The sequence below is a fragment of the Chitinophaga sp. YR627 genome (genome assembly GCF_900114995.1).
Taxonomy (GTDB): Bacteria; Bacteroidota; Bacteroidia; order Chitinophagales; family Chitinophagaceae; genus Chitinophaga.
Genome location: NZ_FOUX01000001.1, coordinates 1360818 through 1378864, shown reverse-complemented (window position 1 = coordinate 1378864; position 18047 = coordinate 1360818). Strand labels below are relative to the sequence as shown.

At 47.1% G+C, this 18047-nt stretch carries 12 protein-coding genes; 6 read left to right on the top strand and 6 right to left on the bottom strand.

Annotated features, from left to right (window positions below; all coding sequences use genetic code 11):
- Positions 1-7: 7 nt before the first annotated feature.
- Positions 8-964, bottom strand: a complete 957-nt coding sequence (locus BMZ72_RS05035; RefSeq protein ID WP_143087603.1) for an RHS repeat domain-containing protein — start codon at positions 962-964, stop codon at positions 8-10.
- A 98-nt stretch (positions 965-1062) separates the two neighbouring features.
- Between BMZ72_RS05035 and BMZ72_RS05030 the strand changes: the two genes are divergently transcribed.
- On the top strand, positions 1063-2349 hold the full coding sequence (locus BMZ72_RS05030) for a polymer-forming cytoskeletal protein (RefSeq protein ID WP_089805862.1): 1287 nt from the start codon (positions 1063-1065) through the stop codon (positions 2347-2349).
- Positions 2350-2609: 260 nt separating this feature from the next.
- Complete coding sequence (locus BMZ72_RS05025; RefSeq protein WP_089805859.1) at positions 2610-4025, top strand: PQQ-dependent sugar dehydrogenase; 1416 nt, start codon at positions 2610-2612, stop codon at positions 4023-4025.
- Positions 4026-4089: 64 nt separating this feature from the next.
- Here BMZ72_RS05025 and BMZ72_RS05020 read toward each other — a convergent pair whose 3' ends face one another.
- The 5 genes from BMZ72_RS05020 to BMZ72_RS05000 all read right to left on the bottom strand — a co-directional run bounded on the left by BMZ72_RS05020 (position 4090) and on the right by BMZ72_RS05000 (position 8022).
- A complete protein-coding gene (locus BMZ72_RS05020) occupies positions 4090-4599 on the bottom strand; it encodes a cupin domain-containing protein (protein WP_089805857.1) in 510 nt (169 codons plus the stop codon).
- Positions 4600-4691: 92 nt separating this feature from the next.
- On the bottom strand, positions 4692-5453 hold the full coding sequence (pstB, locus tag BMZ72_RS05015; RefSeq protein ID WP_089805855.1) for a phosphate ABC transporter ATP-binding protein PstB: 762 nt from the start codon (positions 5451-5453) through the stop codon (positions 4692-4694).
- Positions 5446-6288: a phosphate ABC transporter permease PstA gene (gene pstA / locus BMZ72_RS05010; RefSeq protein ID WP_089805853.1), complete on the bottom strand. Its 843-nt coding sequence runs from the start codon at positions 6286-6288 to the stop codon at positions 5446-5448. Before pstA ends, pstB begins: the two co-directional genes overlap by 8 nt.
- The gene (gene pstC, locus BMZ72_RS05005; RefSeq protein WP_089805851.1) at positions 6288-7178 is read right to left on the bottom strand and encodes a phosphate ABC transporter permease subunit PstC; all 891 of its coding nucleotides are present in this window, start codon (positions 7176-7178) and stop codon (positions 6288-6290) included. The genes pstA and pstC overlap by 1 nt, the downstream gene beginning before the upstream one ends.
- A 10-nt stretch (positions 7179-7188) precedes the next feature.
- Positions 7189-8022: a substrate-binding domain-containing protein gene (locus tag BMZ72_RS05000; protein WP_089805849.1), complete on the bottom strand. Its 834-nt coding sequence runs from the start codon at positions 8020-8022 to the stop codon at positions 7189-7191.
- Between the two features lie 196 nt (positions 8023-8218).
- Between BMZ72_RS05000 and BMZ72_RS04995 the strand changes: the two genes are divergently transcribed.
- From BMZ72_RS04995 to BMZ72_RS04980, 4 genes are all read left to right on the top strand, one after another.
- On the top strand, positions 8219-8494 hold the full coding sequence (locus BMZ72_RS04995; RefSeq protein ID WP_089805847.1) for a hypothetical protein: 276 nt from the start codon (positions 8219-8221) through the stop codon (positions 8492-8494).
- Between the two features lie 294 nt (positions 8495-8788).
- On the top strand, positions 8789-13657 hold the full coding sequence (locus tag BMZ72_RS04990; RefSeq protein WP_255373111.1) for a PKD domain-containing protein: 4869 nt from the start codon (positions 8789-8791) through the stop codon (positions 13655-13657).
- A 187-nt stretch (positions 13658-13844) separates the two neighbouring features.
- Entirely contained in the window at positions 13845-15914 is a 2070-nt protein-coding gene (locus BMZ72_RS04985) for a CehA/McbA family metallohydrolase domain-containing protein (protein WP_089805845.1), read from the top strand.
- Between the two features lie 80 nt (positions 15915-15994).
- Positions 15995-17914 carry a TonB-dependent receptor plug domain-containing protein gene (locus tag BMZ72_RS04980; protein ID WP_089805844.1) on the top strand — a complete coding sequence of 640 codons (1920 nt, stop codon included), beginning with the start codon at positions 15995-15997 and terminating at the stop codon, positions 17912-17914.
- The last annotated feature ends 133 nt before the right edge of the window (positions 17915-18047 follow it).

Below are 18047 nucleotides of genomic sequence, written 5' to 3'. Positions count from 1 at the left end.
GCGGATTTTAATAATAAATGATCTTTCTGATAGTGGTGATCACTACCTCCTTACTATCGTTATACGTGATGCATTTTGTCCAGTTGCCCTGCGCGTCCCATTCGTAGCTGAATGTCCATTGCGGTACCCACACGGCCGTTTTAGGGTCTTTTTGCCCCTGACTGATCTCATGTCCGGCAGAATCGTAACGGAACCACTGTATGTTGTCATTATAGCCTTTTTTGATGATGCTCATGCTGTCAGGGAGATGAAATTTGTTAAAGGCGGTGGTAGTCTTTGACAATAAAGATCCGTCTGCTGCGTACTCGACCTTTTCTATAATATGTCCTACACTGTCGTATTTCCAGGTAGTGGTTGCCGAATGTCTTCCTTTTTCAAATGCCTGCCGGCTTATCAGCAGACCAGCTTTATCATAAGTGTTTTTGAAATCTGTTACCAGTCCGGCGATAGTCGTCTTAATAACATCTCCGGATTGATCATATACTGATACGAGTTTATTGGAAGTGCTGCCATCTGCATAACGTTCTCCTTCTTCAATCAGCCATCCATTCTTGTCAAAGATGTTGTAATTAGTATAGTCAGTGACACCATCTTCGCTCTCACAGGACATTTCCGTCCATTTGTTGTCTTTATTGTATTTGTAACCGGTATGGCTCTGAGCGGTGCCTTCCCTTTGAGTGGTTTGTGCGATCAGGTTGCCGGTGATGGCAAAATGAAAAGACGCTCTCGTGTCAACATCAGGATCTGTTGTATCTGTTGCCGGGCCATTATAGGAAAACTCCACGATGGTCTTTACTTTACCATGGAGGCGTTCAGTACGCCAGTTTTTCCTGTATTTATCGGCTGTTTCATTGCTGGCGAAAGCCTTTTGCGCAGATGCACTACCGGTGTTTGTGTGTAACTGGCCGCAGGCATGACTGATCATGCTGATGATCAATAGGATGGTACAGGTATATTTTAACATAGGGTTGCAGATGGACTGCAATTTATGCATTCTTCTGAAAAGATGGACGATTGTTGGTTTGTCACATAGGCGTAGGGGTTGGAAAAAAGCGATAAATAATGAATCTTGCAGGTATGAATACGGCTTTTGATATTATCTCAGTGGCAGATGCCATCGCAAATTATGGTATCGATACACATCTTTACGAAAGCAGGGAGATGCTGGAGGACTTTGTTACTGCGGATGATTCCTTCTACCTGTATAAGGGTAATCTTATATTAGAAGAACCCTTCCTGCTGGATACAGATAAACTGGAGAAAGGAATACAGGGTTTTATCATTGATGGTGATCTGCGGGTGAATGGTAGCATTATCAACGAAGAAGGCGACTACGGGCCTGCACTGTACGTAAAAGGCGATGTGCAATGCCGTAGTATGCTGATAGGTGGATCGCCTGTGTATATAGGTGGTAATGTTACGGCGGAGGAAGTGATCATGTTACATTATAATCATGGCTGGATGAAGTGTTCCGGTTTGTTTACAGCGCCTGTCATGATCGTGGAAGACTATCATTTTGTACCCGATCAGATGGATATCGGTGCATTCTATTATAACGATAATGATCCTGCGAGTCCGGAGGAGAATGACTGTTTTGAAGATGAGGAGGAAGAACAGCATATATCGCTTCGTTTGCAGGCATTGCTGGATAATAAGCTCACTACTACGTTTGAAGAATTGCGGGATGATCTGGCGGCAGGTGAATATGTGCTGCGTCCTGTTGAACGGGATGCTGACTATTGGCAGAAAAAGGTCCGTCAAAACTATCGTAATCTGAAGAGAGTACCACCAGCGTTGCGTACGCGGGACCTGTGTATGCAGGCACTCAGGAAGTCTGTCTCTTCCATTGCCGATTTCCCTGAAGAACTGATCACGCCGGAACTGGCGGAGCAGGCGGTTAATATCAGTGGTATCGCCCTGCGTTATCTTCCGGAAGCACTCATTACAAAAGAGATCTGCTATCTGGCAGCTACAAAGGGTGCGATTATCGGGCTGGATATACCTGAACGTTTTTATGAAGAGGAGTTATTGCAGCTGTTGATCCGCCATAGCGATTTCCAGATGGAGCGTATCCCGACAGCATATATGACAGAAGCGATGCTGGTGACCTATGTAAAGACCGGACGAGGCGCATGGCTGGATAAGTACTGTAATGCAGCAGGTGTACCGAAAGAACGCGTATTGAAAAGCGTGATCGATGATGGTGTGCAACACCTCGAGAATATCTTTGGCTGGCACTTTTCTGCGGATACTTATGCCTATGCAAGGTCTGTTTATGACAATGAGCAGCATCGTGAAGCGTGGACAGCTATCACCCGGAAATACGAGCGAAAACTGGAGCGGCTGTAATTTGAAAGTACAAATAAAAATCTATGCCTGTGGCTGCTTTAATGGCAATCACAGGCATAGATTTTTTTTAACGGTAAGGCAACCCTTTTTATTTATCTCCGTATTAATATAGTAACGCGCCATATCTTTTCTTTACCCCTTTTGTATCCATGAGCCTGAACAACAGCACCCACCGGTAAAGAAAATCATCATACCGCCCCGATTGCCTATCATAAGCTTGATCAATTGATGATTTCTTAACAATCTTAAATCGATTATTTATGAAGATCAATTCCACTAAAGCCAACTGCATGCTGAGCCGCATTACTGGCCCTATTTCAGTTGCCCTGTTGACTGTACTGTTTGCATTTCCAGGATGTAAAAAAGATGACGACAAACCACCTACAGCTGTAGACACAAAAGTAATTGCAGAAAACCTCGTGTCCCCTCTTGGACTGGTAGAAGCACCGGATCGTAGTCACCGCTTATTTATTCATGACCAGGTAGGAAAAATCTGGATCGTGGATGAGGATGGTACACAACTACCTACTCCCTTTCTGGATGTGACCGGCAAAATGGTTGGTCTCAATCCGGGTTATGACGAACGCGGTCTGCTGGGATTTGCTTTTCATCCCAATTTCCGCAATAACCGCAAGTTCTACATTTATTACACGTTGCCTCCTCGTCCGGGTGGTCCCAGCGGCGGCGGTAACTGGAATAACCTGAGCCGTATTTCTGAGTTCAGTGCTTCTGCTGCTAATCCCAATATAGCTGATCTCAGTACTGAAAAAGTGATCCTTGAACTGGATGATCCGCAGAGTAACCACAATGGCGGGGCTATTGGTTTTGGAGAAGACGGTTATCTCTATATTGCTATTGGCGATGGCGGCGCTGCAAATGATGTGGCTCCTGGTCATGTGGAAGACTGGTATGCGACCAATCAGGGCGGCAACGGTCAGGATATCGAAGCTAACCTCTTTGGGAATATCCTGCGGATAGATGTCAATAGTGGCAATCCGTACAGCATTCCGGCCAGCAATCCTTTTGTAGGTAAACCCGGAAAAGATGAAATCTGGGCATATGGTTTCCGTAATCCCTACCGCTTCTCCTTTGATATGGGTGGTTCGCACTGGCTATATGTAGGTGACGCCGGACAGGCCCTTTACGAGGAAATAGATGTGGTGACCAAAGGAGGTAACTATGGCTGGAATGTGAAAGAAGGTACACATTGTTTTGATGCTGCGAATAATACGGTCGAACTACCAGGCTGTCCCGTACAGGATACGATGGGTAAACAACTGATAGATCCGGTGATTGAAATGAATAATGCCAGTAATCCTAAAGGCGGCAAGGCAACGACGATTATCGGGGGAAATGTATATCGTGGAAATGATCTTCCGCAACTGAGAGGTAAATACATCTTTGGCATCTTCTCGCAACCCGGTGGCACACCTAATGCAGAACTCTATATGAGCAGTCCGGCGGGCAGCGGTTTGTGGTCTTTTGAAGAACTGATCTTAAAAGACCGGCCTAATGATATTGGCTATTATCTGAAAGGTTTCGGACAGGACCTGGATGGAGAAGTATATCTGACAGTCTCCGGAGTGGCTGGTCCGACTGGCAATACAGGTAAAGTGCTTAAGCTCATTCCTGAAAAGAAAGACAACAGTGGCCATGGCCATGGTGGGAAATATTAGGGATTGATTGTTGATCCGCTGTCGGGAAGTACTTCCTGGCAGCGGATATTATAACGATGCATTCTTAGTGCTTCTCTTCCCAGTAATCCGGCGGATAAATCTCCTGGCCATATTTCTCTGCAATATGCTCCAGCCGGGAGATATCTTCTTTTGTCAGCGGTGCAGGCGGCAGGAAAGTACCAAAAGTTCCCGGTGTACCCACTTCTTCAAAAAACTGATCGAGCCCTGCGGGTACGACTGTACACCAGAGACGCGCAATTTTATCTGACTTATTTTTGAAATTATGTACGGCTCCTCCTTTGGGTATCAAGATAGTAGTACCCGCAGTAGCGTGTACAGGACCATTTTCTGTCATGAACTCCACCTCGCCATCCATCACGTAAAAAGACTCATGAATGTCTTTGTGTGCATGCGGATTAGGACCACCGCCCGGAGGGACCAGCATATCTATCACAGCGAATTCATTTTGCGTAGCTGCACCTGAGATGACGATGCGATAGGAATCTCCCATCATTGAAACGGCCTTACCTGCGTCAGGTACGATGACCTGGACGGATTGCTTTTCAAGAGACATGTGCTTTTTTATGTAGAATACGAAAAATTCAGGGTAATGCCAAACATGGCATCACCGGAAGATCAGCGAATACGATACGCTTCCGGCAACTATCAACCAAAATGCCCCCTGACATAATTGGCCGTCAGTTCCTGTTGTGGATGATCAAAAATATCCTTTGTATTACCTGCTTCTACCACTTCTCCCAGGTACATGAATACTGTTTTATCCGCTACACGCTGTGCCTGTTGCATATTATGCGTAACGATCACAATAGTATACTGCTGCTGTAATTTTTTGATGAGGTCTTCAATTTTTCCCGTGCTGATAGGGTCCAGTGCGGAACAGGGTTCATCCATCAGGATCACTTCCGGACGCAATGCAACTGTTCTTGCGATACATAATCTTTGTTGCTGACCACCTGATAAGCGGGTAGCGGGCTTTTTCAGATCATCTTTTACCTCTTCCCACAGAAAGCTCTCTTTCAGCGCACTCTCTATGATGCCCAGTCTTTCACTGGCTGGTATATCGTTTAGTTTAAGACCGTAATTGATGTTTTCATAGATACTTTTCGGGAAGGGATTTGCTTTCTGAAATACCATACCTACCCTTCGGCGCACCTGCGTAACAGAGATATCGCGGTTGTACAGGTCCTGTTTACCCAACAGGAATTGTCCTTCTATTTTTGCATCCGGAGAGAGGTCATGCATCCGGTTAAAACAACGCAGCAGGGTACTCTTTCCACATCCGGAAGGACCGATCAGCGCTGTCACTTTATTCTCGGGGAAGCTGACACCTATCTGCTTCAATACCTGTTTATTGCCAAACCAGAGGTTCACGCCTGCTGCTGACAGCTTAATCTTCTCTTCACTCATTATTACTATGCTTATAACGAATATAAAATGCTGTTAAGTTGAGCAGGAATACGACTATTATCAATACCAGCGCTGTACCATATGCCAGGGGCCGAACCTCCACTATTGACTGATGCTGCGTAGATAGCATGTACAAATGATAAGGCAGGGCCATAAATTCCTGGTTCAGGAAACCGGATGAACCGGTAATATAAAATGCGACACCTGTAAACAGGATCGGTGCTGTTTCTCCTGCTGCCCTGGACAATGTCAGCACGACGCCTGTCAATATACCTGGTAAGGCGGAAGGCAACACGACATCCCGGATTGACTCAAACTGCGTAGCACCGATACCTAATGCTGCTTCACGCGTACTGGCCGGAATACGCCGTAATGCTTCTTCCGTGGTGGAGATGATATAAGGGAGCGATAATAGTCCGAGGGTGAGCCCGGCAGCAATGACCGATGTGCCCATATGCATGCCTTTTACAAAGAGCGCCAGACCAAACAAACCATAGATAATGGATGGTACGCCTGACAGGTTACGGATAGAGGCCCTGATAAGGCGTGTTACCCAGTTGTCCGGTGCATATTCATTGAGGTAGATGGCACAGCTGATTCCCAGCGGAACAGCCACTACAGCTGTCAGTAGGGTCAGTATTACAGTCCCGGTGATGGCTGGTAAAATGCCTCCTTTTGTCATCCCGTTTGAAGGCAGGGCTGACACAAACTTCCAGGACAAAGCTGGCATTCCGCTGCTGATCAGATCATACAAGATGATGACCAGGAATGCGAGTACGGTACCTGTACAAAACAGGAGTGTGAACCACTCTATAATTGGCGACAGTTTTTTCATTACGCGGCCTGATATTTTCTGTAACGGTTGACGAAATACTCTCCTACGAGATTCACCAGCAGTGTTACCAGGAATAACACGGCGGCAATGGCAAACAAGGCATAGTAGTGGGTGGTCTGATACGGCACCTCTCCCATCTCAATGGCGATGGTCGCTGTAATGGTACGTACGGAGTGAAAAAAGCCCTTAGGGAAAGCAGCCGCATTACCAGTAGCCATTAATACGGTCATTGTTTCCCCGATCGCCCTTCCCACACCCAGCATGACCGCCGCAATAATACCCGGAGCAGCGGCTGGTATCACCACTTTACGTACTGTTTGCCACCTGCTGGCGCCGACGCCGTAACTGGCCTCTCTGTAGGTTTGCGGTAATGCCTGTAAGGCGTCTTCTGTGACTGTTATGATAGTTGGCAATGCCATGATGGCGAGTAATATGGCTCCGTTCAGCGCATTTAAGCCGTTTGCCTGATTCGCCATACTGGCGATCTGCGGACCGACAAACACAATCCCCAGAAAGCCGATGGCTACAGAAGGGACTGCTGCCAGGCATTCGATCAGGGGTTTTAAGATACTCCGGAGTCGTTTACCGGCATATTCGGAGATAAATGCAGCGGTACCGATCCCCAGGGGAATCGCAATGATCATGGCGCCCAGGGTCACCAGGGCGGTGCTGGTCAGTAATGGTAAAAGGCCATAACGTGCGTTGCCGGAAGTCGGATTCCATTGGGTACCTGTGATAAAATCGAGCGGTTTGACTTTCAGGAAAAAGGAGCAGGTATTCCATACCAGCATCAGCAGAATGCCTCCCAGTATCATGATCACCAGTAAACCCGTGGCACGGAAGAGCAATTTCACAAGGCGGTCTGTTCTTTCTCTGGCAGCTAGTTTCATATAGCAAGATTTAGTCAATGATATAATAGCCGGAATTCCGGATGATCTCCTGTCCTTCCTTACTCTTCTCAAAGTCGATAAATGGCGCTGCCTTTGGCCAGGAGCTGCTAAGTATAAACTGATACAGGGGGCGCTGAAAGAAATACCGGTGTGCGGCGATGGCTGCGGCATCTAATGGAGAAATGGCTTTCTTCCCGGGGCTATCTGTGATCCGCAGGACCTTTACGCCCTGTTCTCCTGCACTATCATGCATGATATATCCTGCGCCGACATAGCCTATACCTGATTCATCTGTTTTAATACCCTCTATGATCTGGGCATTTCCATTCATCTCCTTTGCATCTGAACTGAACTGAATACCCAGCTTCTTCTGTACAAAGGAATAGGTACCGGAGTTATTCTGTCTGCCGTAAATATTTACAGCTGTTGCCTGCCCCGTTACCTGTTGCCAGGTCCTGGATTTACCACTTAGCAGATCAGCCAGTGCCCGCACATTAATAGAATCGACCGGAAAATCTTTATGTACGATGAAAGCGGTAGCATCTTCTGCAAACACAACCGTTTTGAGTGTAATACCCCGTTTACCGAATAAGTCTTTTTCTTCCTGTGTCAATGGCCGGCTGGAATTGGCCATATCTGCCTGTCCGTTCAGCAGGGATGCGATACCCAATCCTGAGCCTCCCCCGGAAATAGCCAGGCTGCGATGGGTGTTCTTTTTATAGAAATGCTCTGCTAATACAACGGCCAGGTTAACTTCTGTATCAGAGCCTTTTATTTTAACTGCATTTTGCCTGTTGCTACAGGCAAGCAGGAAGATGAGAAAAAAACAGGTGCTATATCTCATACGACACAAGTGCTAGATTTACAATATACACTTCGAATGTTAACTGAATGTTGCCTTTTGCGTCACATGGTGCTATCCTGTGTATAAACATCCACTATTTTGAAAAAAACAGGCTATTGCCATCCAACCCCTCCTCTTGTTCCTTTAATCTGTCAGTACTGGCACAATTATGTGGTGTTGATTTAAAACATTTATTATGACTGAAAAACTAAGTATTAACGGAGAGGATGTGTGGGTAGTCGTTGAGGCAGTGGATGCACAGGAAGGGAATCCTAATATTTTGCCTGCTGAATATTTTATTGCCTATTATAGCTCTCAGGAGCCTCCTGTTGAAGCGAGTTCACATGAACCAGGGAAAATGCCAGGGAAAGTGTTTAAAGGGGAAGATAATACTCCTAAACGATTTCTGTCACCTGTAGAAGCGATTGAATACGCTGCAGAAAAATTACCTGTCTTATTAGATGAAGAATAATCTTCTCTGAAAATACGCTTATAAACTTTGTCCGTAGTAAAACAAATAGGCGGCAACGTAACCTTTATTGCCTGTTTTGATAGATCATAATGCCTCTTTTTTCCTCATTGGCAATTAATTCCTCATTGATATATACGAAAAACGTTACCCATTAAAACAACATTCACAAAGACAAGTGTTCATTATTCACTGCTGCCCTATCGTGATTTACAAAACGTTAACGAGCGCACATATGATTCATTGCCAATAATTTAGGACTTTTGCCTTACTTTTCATGTGCTGAACTTTAGAGTTATGTCCCTTCATACCAGGGCGACGCTGCGCGTTGCCATTACCTGTGCTGTACTTTGTATAATGCTTTTGCTGAGCGTTCCACTGTGCGCGCAAATAAATGCGGACTTTACTCCAAGTAAAAACAGTGATTGCGAAAGTCTCATTACGAAGTTCAATGATAACTCCAGCGGTAATCCTGTGTCCTGGCAATGGAACCTGGGCAATGGTTTTACTTCTTCGGAGCAGAGCCCCGGTGCGTCTTATACAACGCCTGGCACCTATCAGGTAACACTTACGGTGAAGAATGCTGCGGGCAATACCAGCTCTGTTACGAAGAGTGTCACCGTATGGGCCAAACCGGTGCCTGATTTTACGGTTAGTCCGGCGAAAGGATGTATACCGCTCGACGTTACTTTCACCGATAAATCCAATCCTGTAAATGGTACCATCACTGCTTACACCTGGGATTTCGGTGATGGCGCCACCGGTTCCGGCAATAAGCCGGTACATACCTACAACAACGTACTATCACCTACGGTTACGCTGAGTATTACTACCAGTAATGGTTGTACTGCGTCTAAACAGATCAGTAATGTTGTCAATGTATCTGATGCGCTGAAAGCCAGCTTCAGCGTGTCTGACAAATTCCTTTGTACGGCTCCCGGCGCGGTGACAATTACCAATAGTTCCACCGGACCAGGCAACCTGACCTATAAATGGGACTTTGGCGATGGCGGCACTGCTGCCGGTGCCAATCCCGGTACGCATAACTATACCACAAAGGGCAATTATAAGGTCAAACTGACCGTCACCAGTGATAAAGGTTGTACCAGTACCCAAACCTCTGAAGAGATCAATGTAGCCAACTTTAAAACGGATTTCACACTACCCGCCAGTATCTGTGATAATAATACCGCGACTTTCACCGCCAACACTGTTCCGCAGACTAACAGCATCACCTGGAGTGTTGATAAAGGAAATATCTATGATTATGATGCAACGGCTAATTATTATCCTGCGGGTGCGGGTACTGTAAAGGTGACGATGACGGCGGACTACGATAAATGTCATCAAACCATTACTAAAGATTATGTTGTAAAAGCAGCGCCTAAAGCAGAATTTGTAACGGGCCAGGCGGCGATCTGTGATGTACCTGCTACTGTTAAACTGACGAATCAATCCACAGATGCGACCAGCTGGGCCTGGGACTTTGGTAACGGACAAACATCTACCCTGCAAAATCCAAATGTCATTTATAACACCCTGGGATATTTTAATATAAAACTTACTGCCAGCAACGCCAATGGGTGTGCCAGTACTGTCGCCCACCAGATAAATGTGGTTAAACCTGAGGTCGTGGTATATACGAGTGTACCGCATGGTTGTGTGGGATTAACCCCTGCATTCAGTGCGGCTATCAGTACGGGTGACGCCATTGTCAGTTATGAATGGGATTTTGGAGATGGGAGTCCGAAATCAACAGATCCGACGCCTTCACATACCTACACCAGGGAAGGCTCTTTTCCTGTTATGCTGACCTATGTCACCAGCAATGGTTGTAAAGGTACCGTGCCCTTAACCTCGTATCTGGTAATTAATATCTATAAAAAGCCAACGCCTGATTTTTCCTCTCCGGAAGCACCACAGATCTGTGGTAATAACTGGGTACATTTTAACGGAACAAGCGACGTTGCCAGCACCTGGACCTGGAATTTCGGCGATGGCACTATCGATGAACATAGTACGCAGAACGTATCGCACAGCTACAGAGAGCCAGGTACTTATACTGTGAGTCTGACAGTGTCTAATAACGGGTGTTATGAAACAATCACCAAAACGGCCTATATCAAAGCCGTTAATCCTTTCCCCCGTTTCAGCAGACAAAACATCGATTGTGAGAACCGTACAATGGCCACCTTCGATGAACAGTCACTGGGTACCATTAGCAGCTGGAAATGGAACTGGGGAGATGGTAAGGAGAATACCTATACGACAAAGACAAGCCCGGTCAAACACCAATATAATAAAACGGGCGATTACCTCGTCAAACTGACCGTTACAGATGGTAGCTGTACCAGTACAGATTCTATGATGGCTACTATACTGGCGCCTTCGCCGATCACTATTACAGCGGATAAATCAACCTTGTGTACAAACGAATCATTGATGGCAAGTGTCAGTTCTATTGATACCAAATTATATGAGTTAAATTACACCTGGCTTTCCTCTGATGGCAAGTCGTACTATGGCAGTTTTAATACAAGTTTCTCAAATCTGGCCCCTGGTAAGGATACCATCCGTTTCATTGCCTACAACCGGCAATACTGTATTGACACCAGTAACAGCCTGGTTGTAAATGTACACGGACCAGTTGCAAAATTCCGTTCCCCCACTACACCGGAATGTCGTGGTGCGGAGCTGACCTTTACAGACCAGACGGATACTTCCAAAGGGAAAGCGATCAAAACATGGAGCTGGGATTTCGGAGATGGTAATCCATCAAAATTGTACACTGCTCCTCCTTTCAAATATACTTACAATAAGTCCGGCTACTTCTTCCCCCGGATGACGGTGACCGATGCGGATGGCTGTAGCAGTACCTTCACCGGCGACTATGTACAGGTAAACGGGCCAAATGCCGACTTTGTACCCAGTGCAACCCTGATCCCTCCGGGAGGCGATATCTATTTCTATAACTATACAACTGAGACAGGCGGTAATGCCAGTTATCAATGGGATTTCGGAGATAACAGCGGGTCCACCGAAGCCAGTCCGTCCAGGAACTATCCGAACAAAGGGCTATACACTGTCACCCTGCTGGTGAAAGACAATAATGGTTGCAGTGACAGTGCGCAAAAGCAGATCAAAGTATCCAGTGTGAGTGCCAGCTTTACGGCGAAGACCACCTTTGTCAATAATAGTGGTTGTCCGCCGGTGATTGCCAGTTTTACGAATACTTCTGTGAATTACGTTAGTTCCTATTGGGATTTTGGTGATGGCAGTTTCTCAACGATAGCGAATCCTTCGCATACCTACACCTATGCGGGCATATATAAAGTGAAGCTGAAAGTGATGGGAGATTCGGGAACTGAAGATGAATATGAGCATGAAGTAGAGGTAAAAGGACCTTATGCAGCGATTGCAACATCCTCTAATGGTGGTTGTCTTACGAAGGAGATCGAGTTCAGTGTATCGGCAACAGCAGCGGTAAACTTCGCCTGGGACTTTACGGATGGTTTTGTCATGGAAACAACGGATTCTATCATCAAACATACCTTTAAAGAACCTGGTATTTATAAGCCCCGGCTGATCCTTTCTGACCAGTCGGGCTGTAAGGGTACCGCCTTCCTGGATGAGCCGATCGTCATAGATAACCTGCAAACAGACCTGGCAGCTGAGCCGGCCTTTGTATGTGATGAAGGATGGATTTCCTTTACGCCTAAGTTCAACAGCTACTCTATTGACACGTTACAAAAAGAAGCGAAATATAAATGGACGTATGATGGTAGTCTGCGGTCAGAAAAAGACACCACTGCCACTCCCCGCTTCTACCTGGATAAAACACAGGGATATGACTTCACGCTGACCACCACTACGGCTTATGGCTGCGTGCAGACGGTCACCAAAACCGTACATGCTTATCCTAAGCCGGTATTGGCCATCAGTGGTCCTCTGCAGGGCTGTCAGGATGCGCCGGTAACCTTCAGCGGTAGCGTCACAAAGGTGAATGATGTAAGCTGGAAATGGTCGTTTGGCAATGGGAACAGCAGCGAAGTAAAAGCGCCGGCTGACCAGACATACAGTAAGACCGGCACAGCGGAAGTGGTGGTTACGGTTATGAGTCCGGATGGCTGTAGTGATACGGCGCGTCAGGCTATCAATATATTGCCAAAACCAGGCGTTAGCACGACGGCTACTTCAACAGTCGTTTGTCTGGGAAGTACCAGTACTTTAACCGCTACCGGCGGTGTCAGGTATCAATGGTCGCCAGCCGGAGAACTGAGCGATCCGCAATCAGCATCACCGGTTGCAACGCCGACACAAAGTACGGACTATCAGGTGACAGTTACGGATGCGAATAACTGCAGTAATACCGGTGATGTCAGCATCCGTGTTGTGTTGCCATTTACAATACAGGCAACGCCGGATACGGCGATCTGTCTGGGACACGTATTGCCTTTATGGGTTGGCGGCGCTGATCATTATGTATGGCAGGGAGAAGGATTAGATAATGTGAACAGCGGGTCACCACGCGCCACTTTAACGACATTGGGTGACTATACGTACAAAGTGACCGGTTATGATGCGGATGGCTGCTTTACACATGATACTTCGCTGGTGGTGAGCGTACACCCGACCCCTACCATCAATGCCGGCGCCGATCGTATTGTAATGGCGGGTACGCCTGTGACACTGAGTGGCCAGGGTAGCGCTGATATTGTGCAATGGAACTGGTCCCCGCCGGAGTACCTGAATTGTACTACCTGTGCGACTACGGAAGCCCTGCCAAATCTCTCCACCAGATATACCGTGGAGGTAGAGAACAACTTTGGCTGTAAAGCGACGGATGATGTATTTGTGAAGATCACCTGTGACCAGGGCGCCATCTTCCTGCCGAATGCTTTTACACCTAACAGGGATGGTAAAAATGAATGGTTCTATCCGAAAGGACGAGGCGTAAAAGAGGTAGTATGGATGCGGATCTATGACAGATGGGGTAGCCTGGTATTTGAAAGAAATCATTTCCCGATCAATAGCACTACTGCGGGATGGGATGGAACATGGAAGAATCAGATAGCGCCGATAGGCACTTATGTATATGCATTGGAGACGATGTGTGAAGATGGTACTACATTCCTGTTTAGGGGTGTAGTGACGGTGGTCAGGTAACATTGCTTGCCGTTACCTGGCGACTGGACCGAAGCCGGAGATCATATCTCCGGCTTTTATTTTGACAACGATGATATGATGACTTTATCATTGATCACGTCCAGGTCGACATGAAAACTGTTACAATGACACTAAGGGTTTGCATGTAAAGTGCTTATGACTTATATTGAGCGGATAAACCCAATGCATGAAGTTCCACATTTTACTCGTAGTTCCATTATTCGTTACCGTTTTTGCCCATGCGCAGGCAAAAGCAGATCTGAAAAATTTTAAGAAAACGAACGGAGCAGTAGTGTCTCAAAAAGGTGCTTCCCTGGAAGTCAGCTGGCCGGCTGGCGAGTCCATCAAAGGGAAGATCGTTCTGGACCTCACTCCTGGTAAACCACTTTTCAAAAGCATTTCGCTGGGACAAAAGGAGATCACCCACAATGTAGATCCTGCCTTTGTAGTCACAATAGGTAAGAGAGATCTCCTGTCGCAGAATGGCTGGAATATCTTCTTTGACAAGGTACCGAACAAGCCTTATCAGAGTTATCCGCTGAACATGCAGAAAACAGCTGTTGCTGTAAGAAGCGAAGGCAGCCGTACGATTGCCAGCATCGGACCGATATCCGTTGAAAAGTTTTCCGGTACGCTGGAGCTGACTTTTTATAATGGTAGTCCGCTGTTCAACGTAGCTGCTGTGATCAGTACAGCGGCCGACGCTAAAGCTGTCGTATTTGATGCGGGTATGGTCAGCGCACAACCCGACTGGCAGCATGTGTCCTGGATGAATACAGGGGATAGTCTGCAACAGACGACCGTTGCCGCCAATGATACCGCCCGCCATCAGGCAGTAAAATACAGGGCGATTGCGGCATCCGGTAAACAGGGTACTTTAGCGGTATTCCCTCCTCCGCATCAATACTTCTATCCATTGGATGAAGCATTCAATCTTGATTTCACCTGGTATGGTAATCAGTACCGGAAGATGGTAGCTGGCTATGGTATTGGCATCCGGCAGGAATTGCAGGGTGACAAACGTTTCGTACCCTGGTTCAATGCACCTCCCGGCACACAGCAGCGACTGAATTTCTTTTGTCTGCTCAACCAGGATGACGATGCGGCTGCATTTTCCGGTGTGAAGGCATTTACGCGTAATGACCACTATGCGGCATTACCAGGATTCAAGACCATGTCCAGTCACTTTCATAATGAATTTGTGATGAATGTGATCATGTCCGGCAAGCCTGTACCAGCACATCCTGAGTTTGTCGGTGTGTTTAAAGACCTGGGCGTGGATATCGTCCATCTGGCGGAATTCCATTATACCGCCGATCCCCGCGGACCAGATGAGAAGCGTCTGCCACAGCTGAAAGCCCTTTTTGATCTGTGTGAGAAGCAGTCGGACGATACCTTCCTGCTCCTGCCTGGTGAAGAACCCAATGAGTTCTTTGGCGGACACTGGCTGGATATCTTCCCTAAACCGATATACTGGGTGATGTCCCGGAAACCCGGACAACCTTACGTGAGCGAACAGCCTGGTTATGGCAAAGTCTATCACGTCGGCAATAAAGAAGAAATGCTGCAATTGCTCAAAGATGAAAAGGGACTGGCATGGACGGCGCATCCGCGGACGAAGGGCTCTGTCAATACACCTGATGTCTATAACCATGAGGATTTCTTTTTGTCTGACAGATTTATGGGCGCCGCGTGGAAAGCGATGCCGGCCGATCTTTCACAGCCCCGTCTTGGCAAAAGGGTGCTCGATCTGATGGACGATATGAATAACTGGGGTACGAAGAAGACGGTTATCAGTGAAGCGGACCTGTTCACCATCACCCACCAGAATGAGATGTATGCCCATATGAATGTCAACTATCTCATGCTGGATAAACGTCCTGCCTATAAGGAGAGCTGGCAGCCGATCCTGGATGCGATGCAGTACGGACGCTTCTTTAGCAGTACCGGAGAGGTACTGATGCCGCTGCTAAAGGTAAATGGTCATATTTCAGGAGATAGTTTACAGTTGCCAGCCAATGGTACCGCTACCATCGACCTGCAACTCCAGTGGACCTTCCCTATGAATTTCGTGGAAATCATCTCCGGAGATGGTGACAAGGTATACAGGGAAAAGATATCCCTGAAAGATACAGAAGCCTTTGGGGAGAAGACCTTCCGCTTTAGCAGTCAGCTGAAAGGCAGGAAATGGGTACGTGTGGAAGCCTGGGATATTGCTGCTAACGGGGCCTTTAGTCAGACGTTTTGGTTGTTGTAACATACGTTCTGCATCCAGACACACCGCAGCAGTGATGCTTTTTTCCTGTACCTTTGCCGGCCAATATCAAACCAAACAGCATGTTTTCGAAATTAACTTTGCCGGTGGCCGCCAGTTTACTCTGTACGCTGACACTGAAGGCCCAGGAAAAGATAAGTGATCTGGATGCAGTCACCGTTACCGCTACTGTCAATCCAGTGGTAAGCTCCAAAACCGGTCGTAACCTCTATGTTATCAAAGGCGAGGATATCGCCAGAATGCCTGTTCACTCCGTGGACGAGGTACTGCGTTACCTTCCTGGTGTGGAAGTGCAGGCAAAGGGCCCAATGGGCGCCGGTAGTGATATTGTGATTAGGGGTGGTACTTTTCAGCAGGTACTGGTAATACTTGACGGAATACGCGTAAATGACCCCAATACGGGCCATTTCAGCAGCTATATACCGGTTAATCCGGCAGAAATTGACCATATTGAGGTCCTGAAAGGTGCTTCTTCGGCCATCTATGGATCTGATGCGGTAGGCGGTGTGATCCACATCATCACCAAAACATTTGCCCGTACGGGTACGCCTACGCCGACCAGAAAGATCACGGCAGGTGTAACCGGTGGTGAATATGGGCTGTTCAACGCTAACGCCAATGCTTATTACAGTACGGAAAAACTGGCGGTGAATATCGGCGGACAAACCAACAATGCTGACGGTCAGCCGCAAAGAGGCATCGATGGTTATTTCCACCTGCATACCGTTTCCGGTTCTGCCAGTTACCGTTTCAACGAAAATTGGAAACTGTCTTACCGTTTAAGTTATGACAGCCGCAAATTTGCTGCGCAGAACTTCTACACCACTTTCGCTTCTGATACTGCCAGTGAGAAGCTGTCCACCTGGTGGCAACAGCTGAATCTCCAGTATCGTAAGGGTAAAGATGCTTTCAATCTGATGGCCGGCTACAAGAACATGAAGGATCACTATGTGTACAATTCTGTGTCTTTAGCCAATGACAACCGTAGCAAATTATTCCAGTCCCTGGCGATCTACGAGCATGCCTTCAGCAATGATCTCAACCTCGTAGCAGGTGGACAGTTCCAGCAGAAAAACATCGTTTCCAACGACAGAGGGAATCATACTGTGAATCAGGCAGCTGGTTTTGTGTCTATGACCGCTACCCTGTTTGATGCGCTGACATTGAGTCCGGCGGTACGCCTGGACTGGGATGAGCGCAGTGGTGCAGAACTGGTGCCTCAGCTGAATGCCAGTTACCGTACCGGAAAGTTCCAGGTAAGAGGTAGTGCGGGTAAGACCATCCGTAATGCCGACTTTACCGAGCGTTACAACAATAATAACAAGCCGATCGTCACCAGTGGTAAGATCGGCAATCCCGACCTGAAAGCGGAACGTTCCTTCAGTTATGAGGCAGGTGCTGACTACTTTGGTAAAACCCTCCGTGTGTCTTCAACCGTGTTTCAGCGCCGGTATAACGACCTGATTGACTGGGCGACTACGCCATATGCGAATATGCCGTATAAACACAACCTGTCACCTACCGGTACTTATTCACTGGCAACCAATATTTCTAAAATGGTGACCAGCGGACTGGAAACAGATATCCAGTGGACGAAGACCTATAAAGAAAAACATACGGTTTCTGCGACCGCCGGTACAACCTGGTTGTATTCGGATATCCAGGAAGGACAGTCTTCTTTCTATATCTCTTCCCATGCGCGTTTCCTGTTGAATGGTATGTTGCAGTATCGCAATTCATTGTTCTCCATCAGCGCGAATGGTTTGTATAAAGTACGCGATCCTCAGTCTGCAGCGAATATTGCGGGTGTAGTGACAAAAGAGTACTTTATCGCCAGTGTGAAAGCAGATGTATTTGTGATCAAGAATATGCTCAGCTTATCTGTTGAAGCGGACAACGTCTTCAATAAGACATATGCTGATCTGACAGGTGCGCAAATGCCGGGCAGATGGTTGATGGGTGGTGTGAGACTGACTTTGTAATAACAGACAAGGTCTTACCTGACCGGTGCACACAGGCCAGGCAGATGGTTGATGGGCGGTGTGAACCCGACTTTGTAATCATCCTGAACGACATAAAAAAAGTGATACCTTCTCAAAAGGGTATCACTTTTTT

What these genes read in the sequence shown, in the direction of transcription:
- BMZ72_RS05035 (WP_143087603.1), bottom strand. Translation starts at nt 964, where the DNA reads ATGTTAAAATATACCTGTACCATCCTATTGATCATCAGCATGATCAGT.
- BMZ72_RS05030 (WP_089805862.1), top strand. Translation starts at nt 1,063, where the DNA reads ATGAATCTTGCAGGTATGAATACGGCTTTTGATATTATCTCAGTGGCA.
- BMZ72_RS05025 (WP_089805859.1), top strand. Translation starts at nt 2,610, where the DNA reads ATGAAGATCAATTCCACTAAAGCCAACTGCATGCTGAGCCGCATTACT.
- BMZ72_RS05020 (WP_089805857.1), bottom strand. Translation starts at nt 4,599, where the DNA reads ATGTCTCTTGAAAAGCAATCCGTCCAGGTCATCGTACCTGACGCAGGT.
- pstB (WP_089805855.1), bottom strand. Translation starts at nt 5,453, where the DNA reads ATGAGTGAAGAGAAGATTAAGCTGTCAGCAGCAGGCGTGAACCTCTGG.
- pstA (WP_089805853.1), bottom strand. Translation starts at nt 6,288, where the DNA reads ATGAAAAAACTGTCGCCAATTATAGAGTGGTTCACACTCCTGTTTTGT.
- pstC (WP_089805851.1), bottom strand. Translation starts at nt 7,178, where the DNA reads ATGAAACTAGCTGCCAGAGAAAGAACAGACCGCCTTGTGAAATTGCTC.
- BMZ72_RS05000 (WP_089805849.1), bottom strand. Translation starts at nt 8,022, where the DNA reads ATGAGATATAGCACCTGTTTTTTTCTCATCTTCCTGCTTGCCTGTAGC.
- BMZ72_RS04995 (WP_089805847.1), top strand. Translation starts at nt 8,219, where the DNA reads ATGACTGAAAAACTAAGTATTAACGGAGAGGATGTGTGGGTAGTCGTT.
- BMZ72_RS04990 (WP_255373111.1), top strand. Translation starts at nt 8,789, where the DNA reads ATGTCCCTTCATACCAGGGCGACGCTGCGCGTTGCCATTACCTGTGCT.
- BMZ72_RS04985 (WP_089805845.1), top strand. Translation starts at nt 13,845, where the DNA reads ATGAAGTTCCACATTTTACTCGTAGTTCCATTATTCGTTACCGTTTTT.
- BMZ72_RS04980 (WP_089805844.1), top strand. Translation starts at nt 15,995, where the DNA reads ATGTTTTCGAAATTAACTTTGCCGGTGGCCGCCAGTTTACTCTGTACG.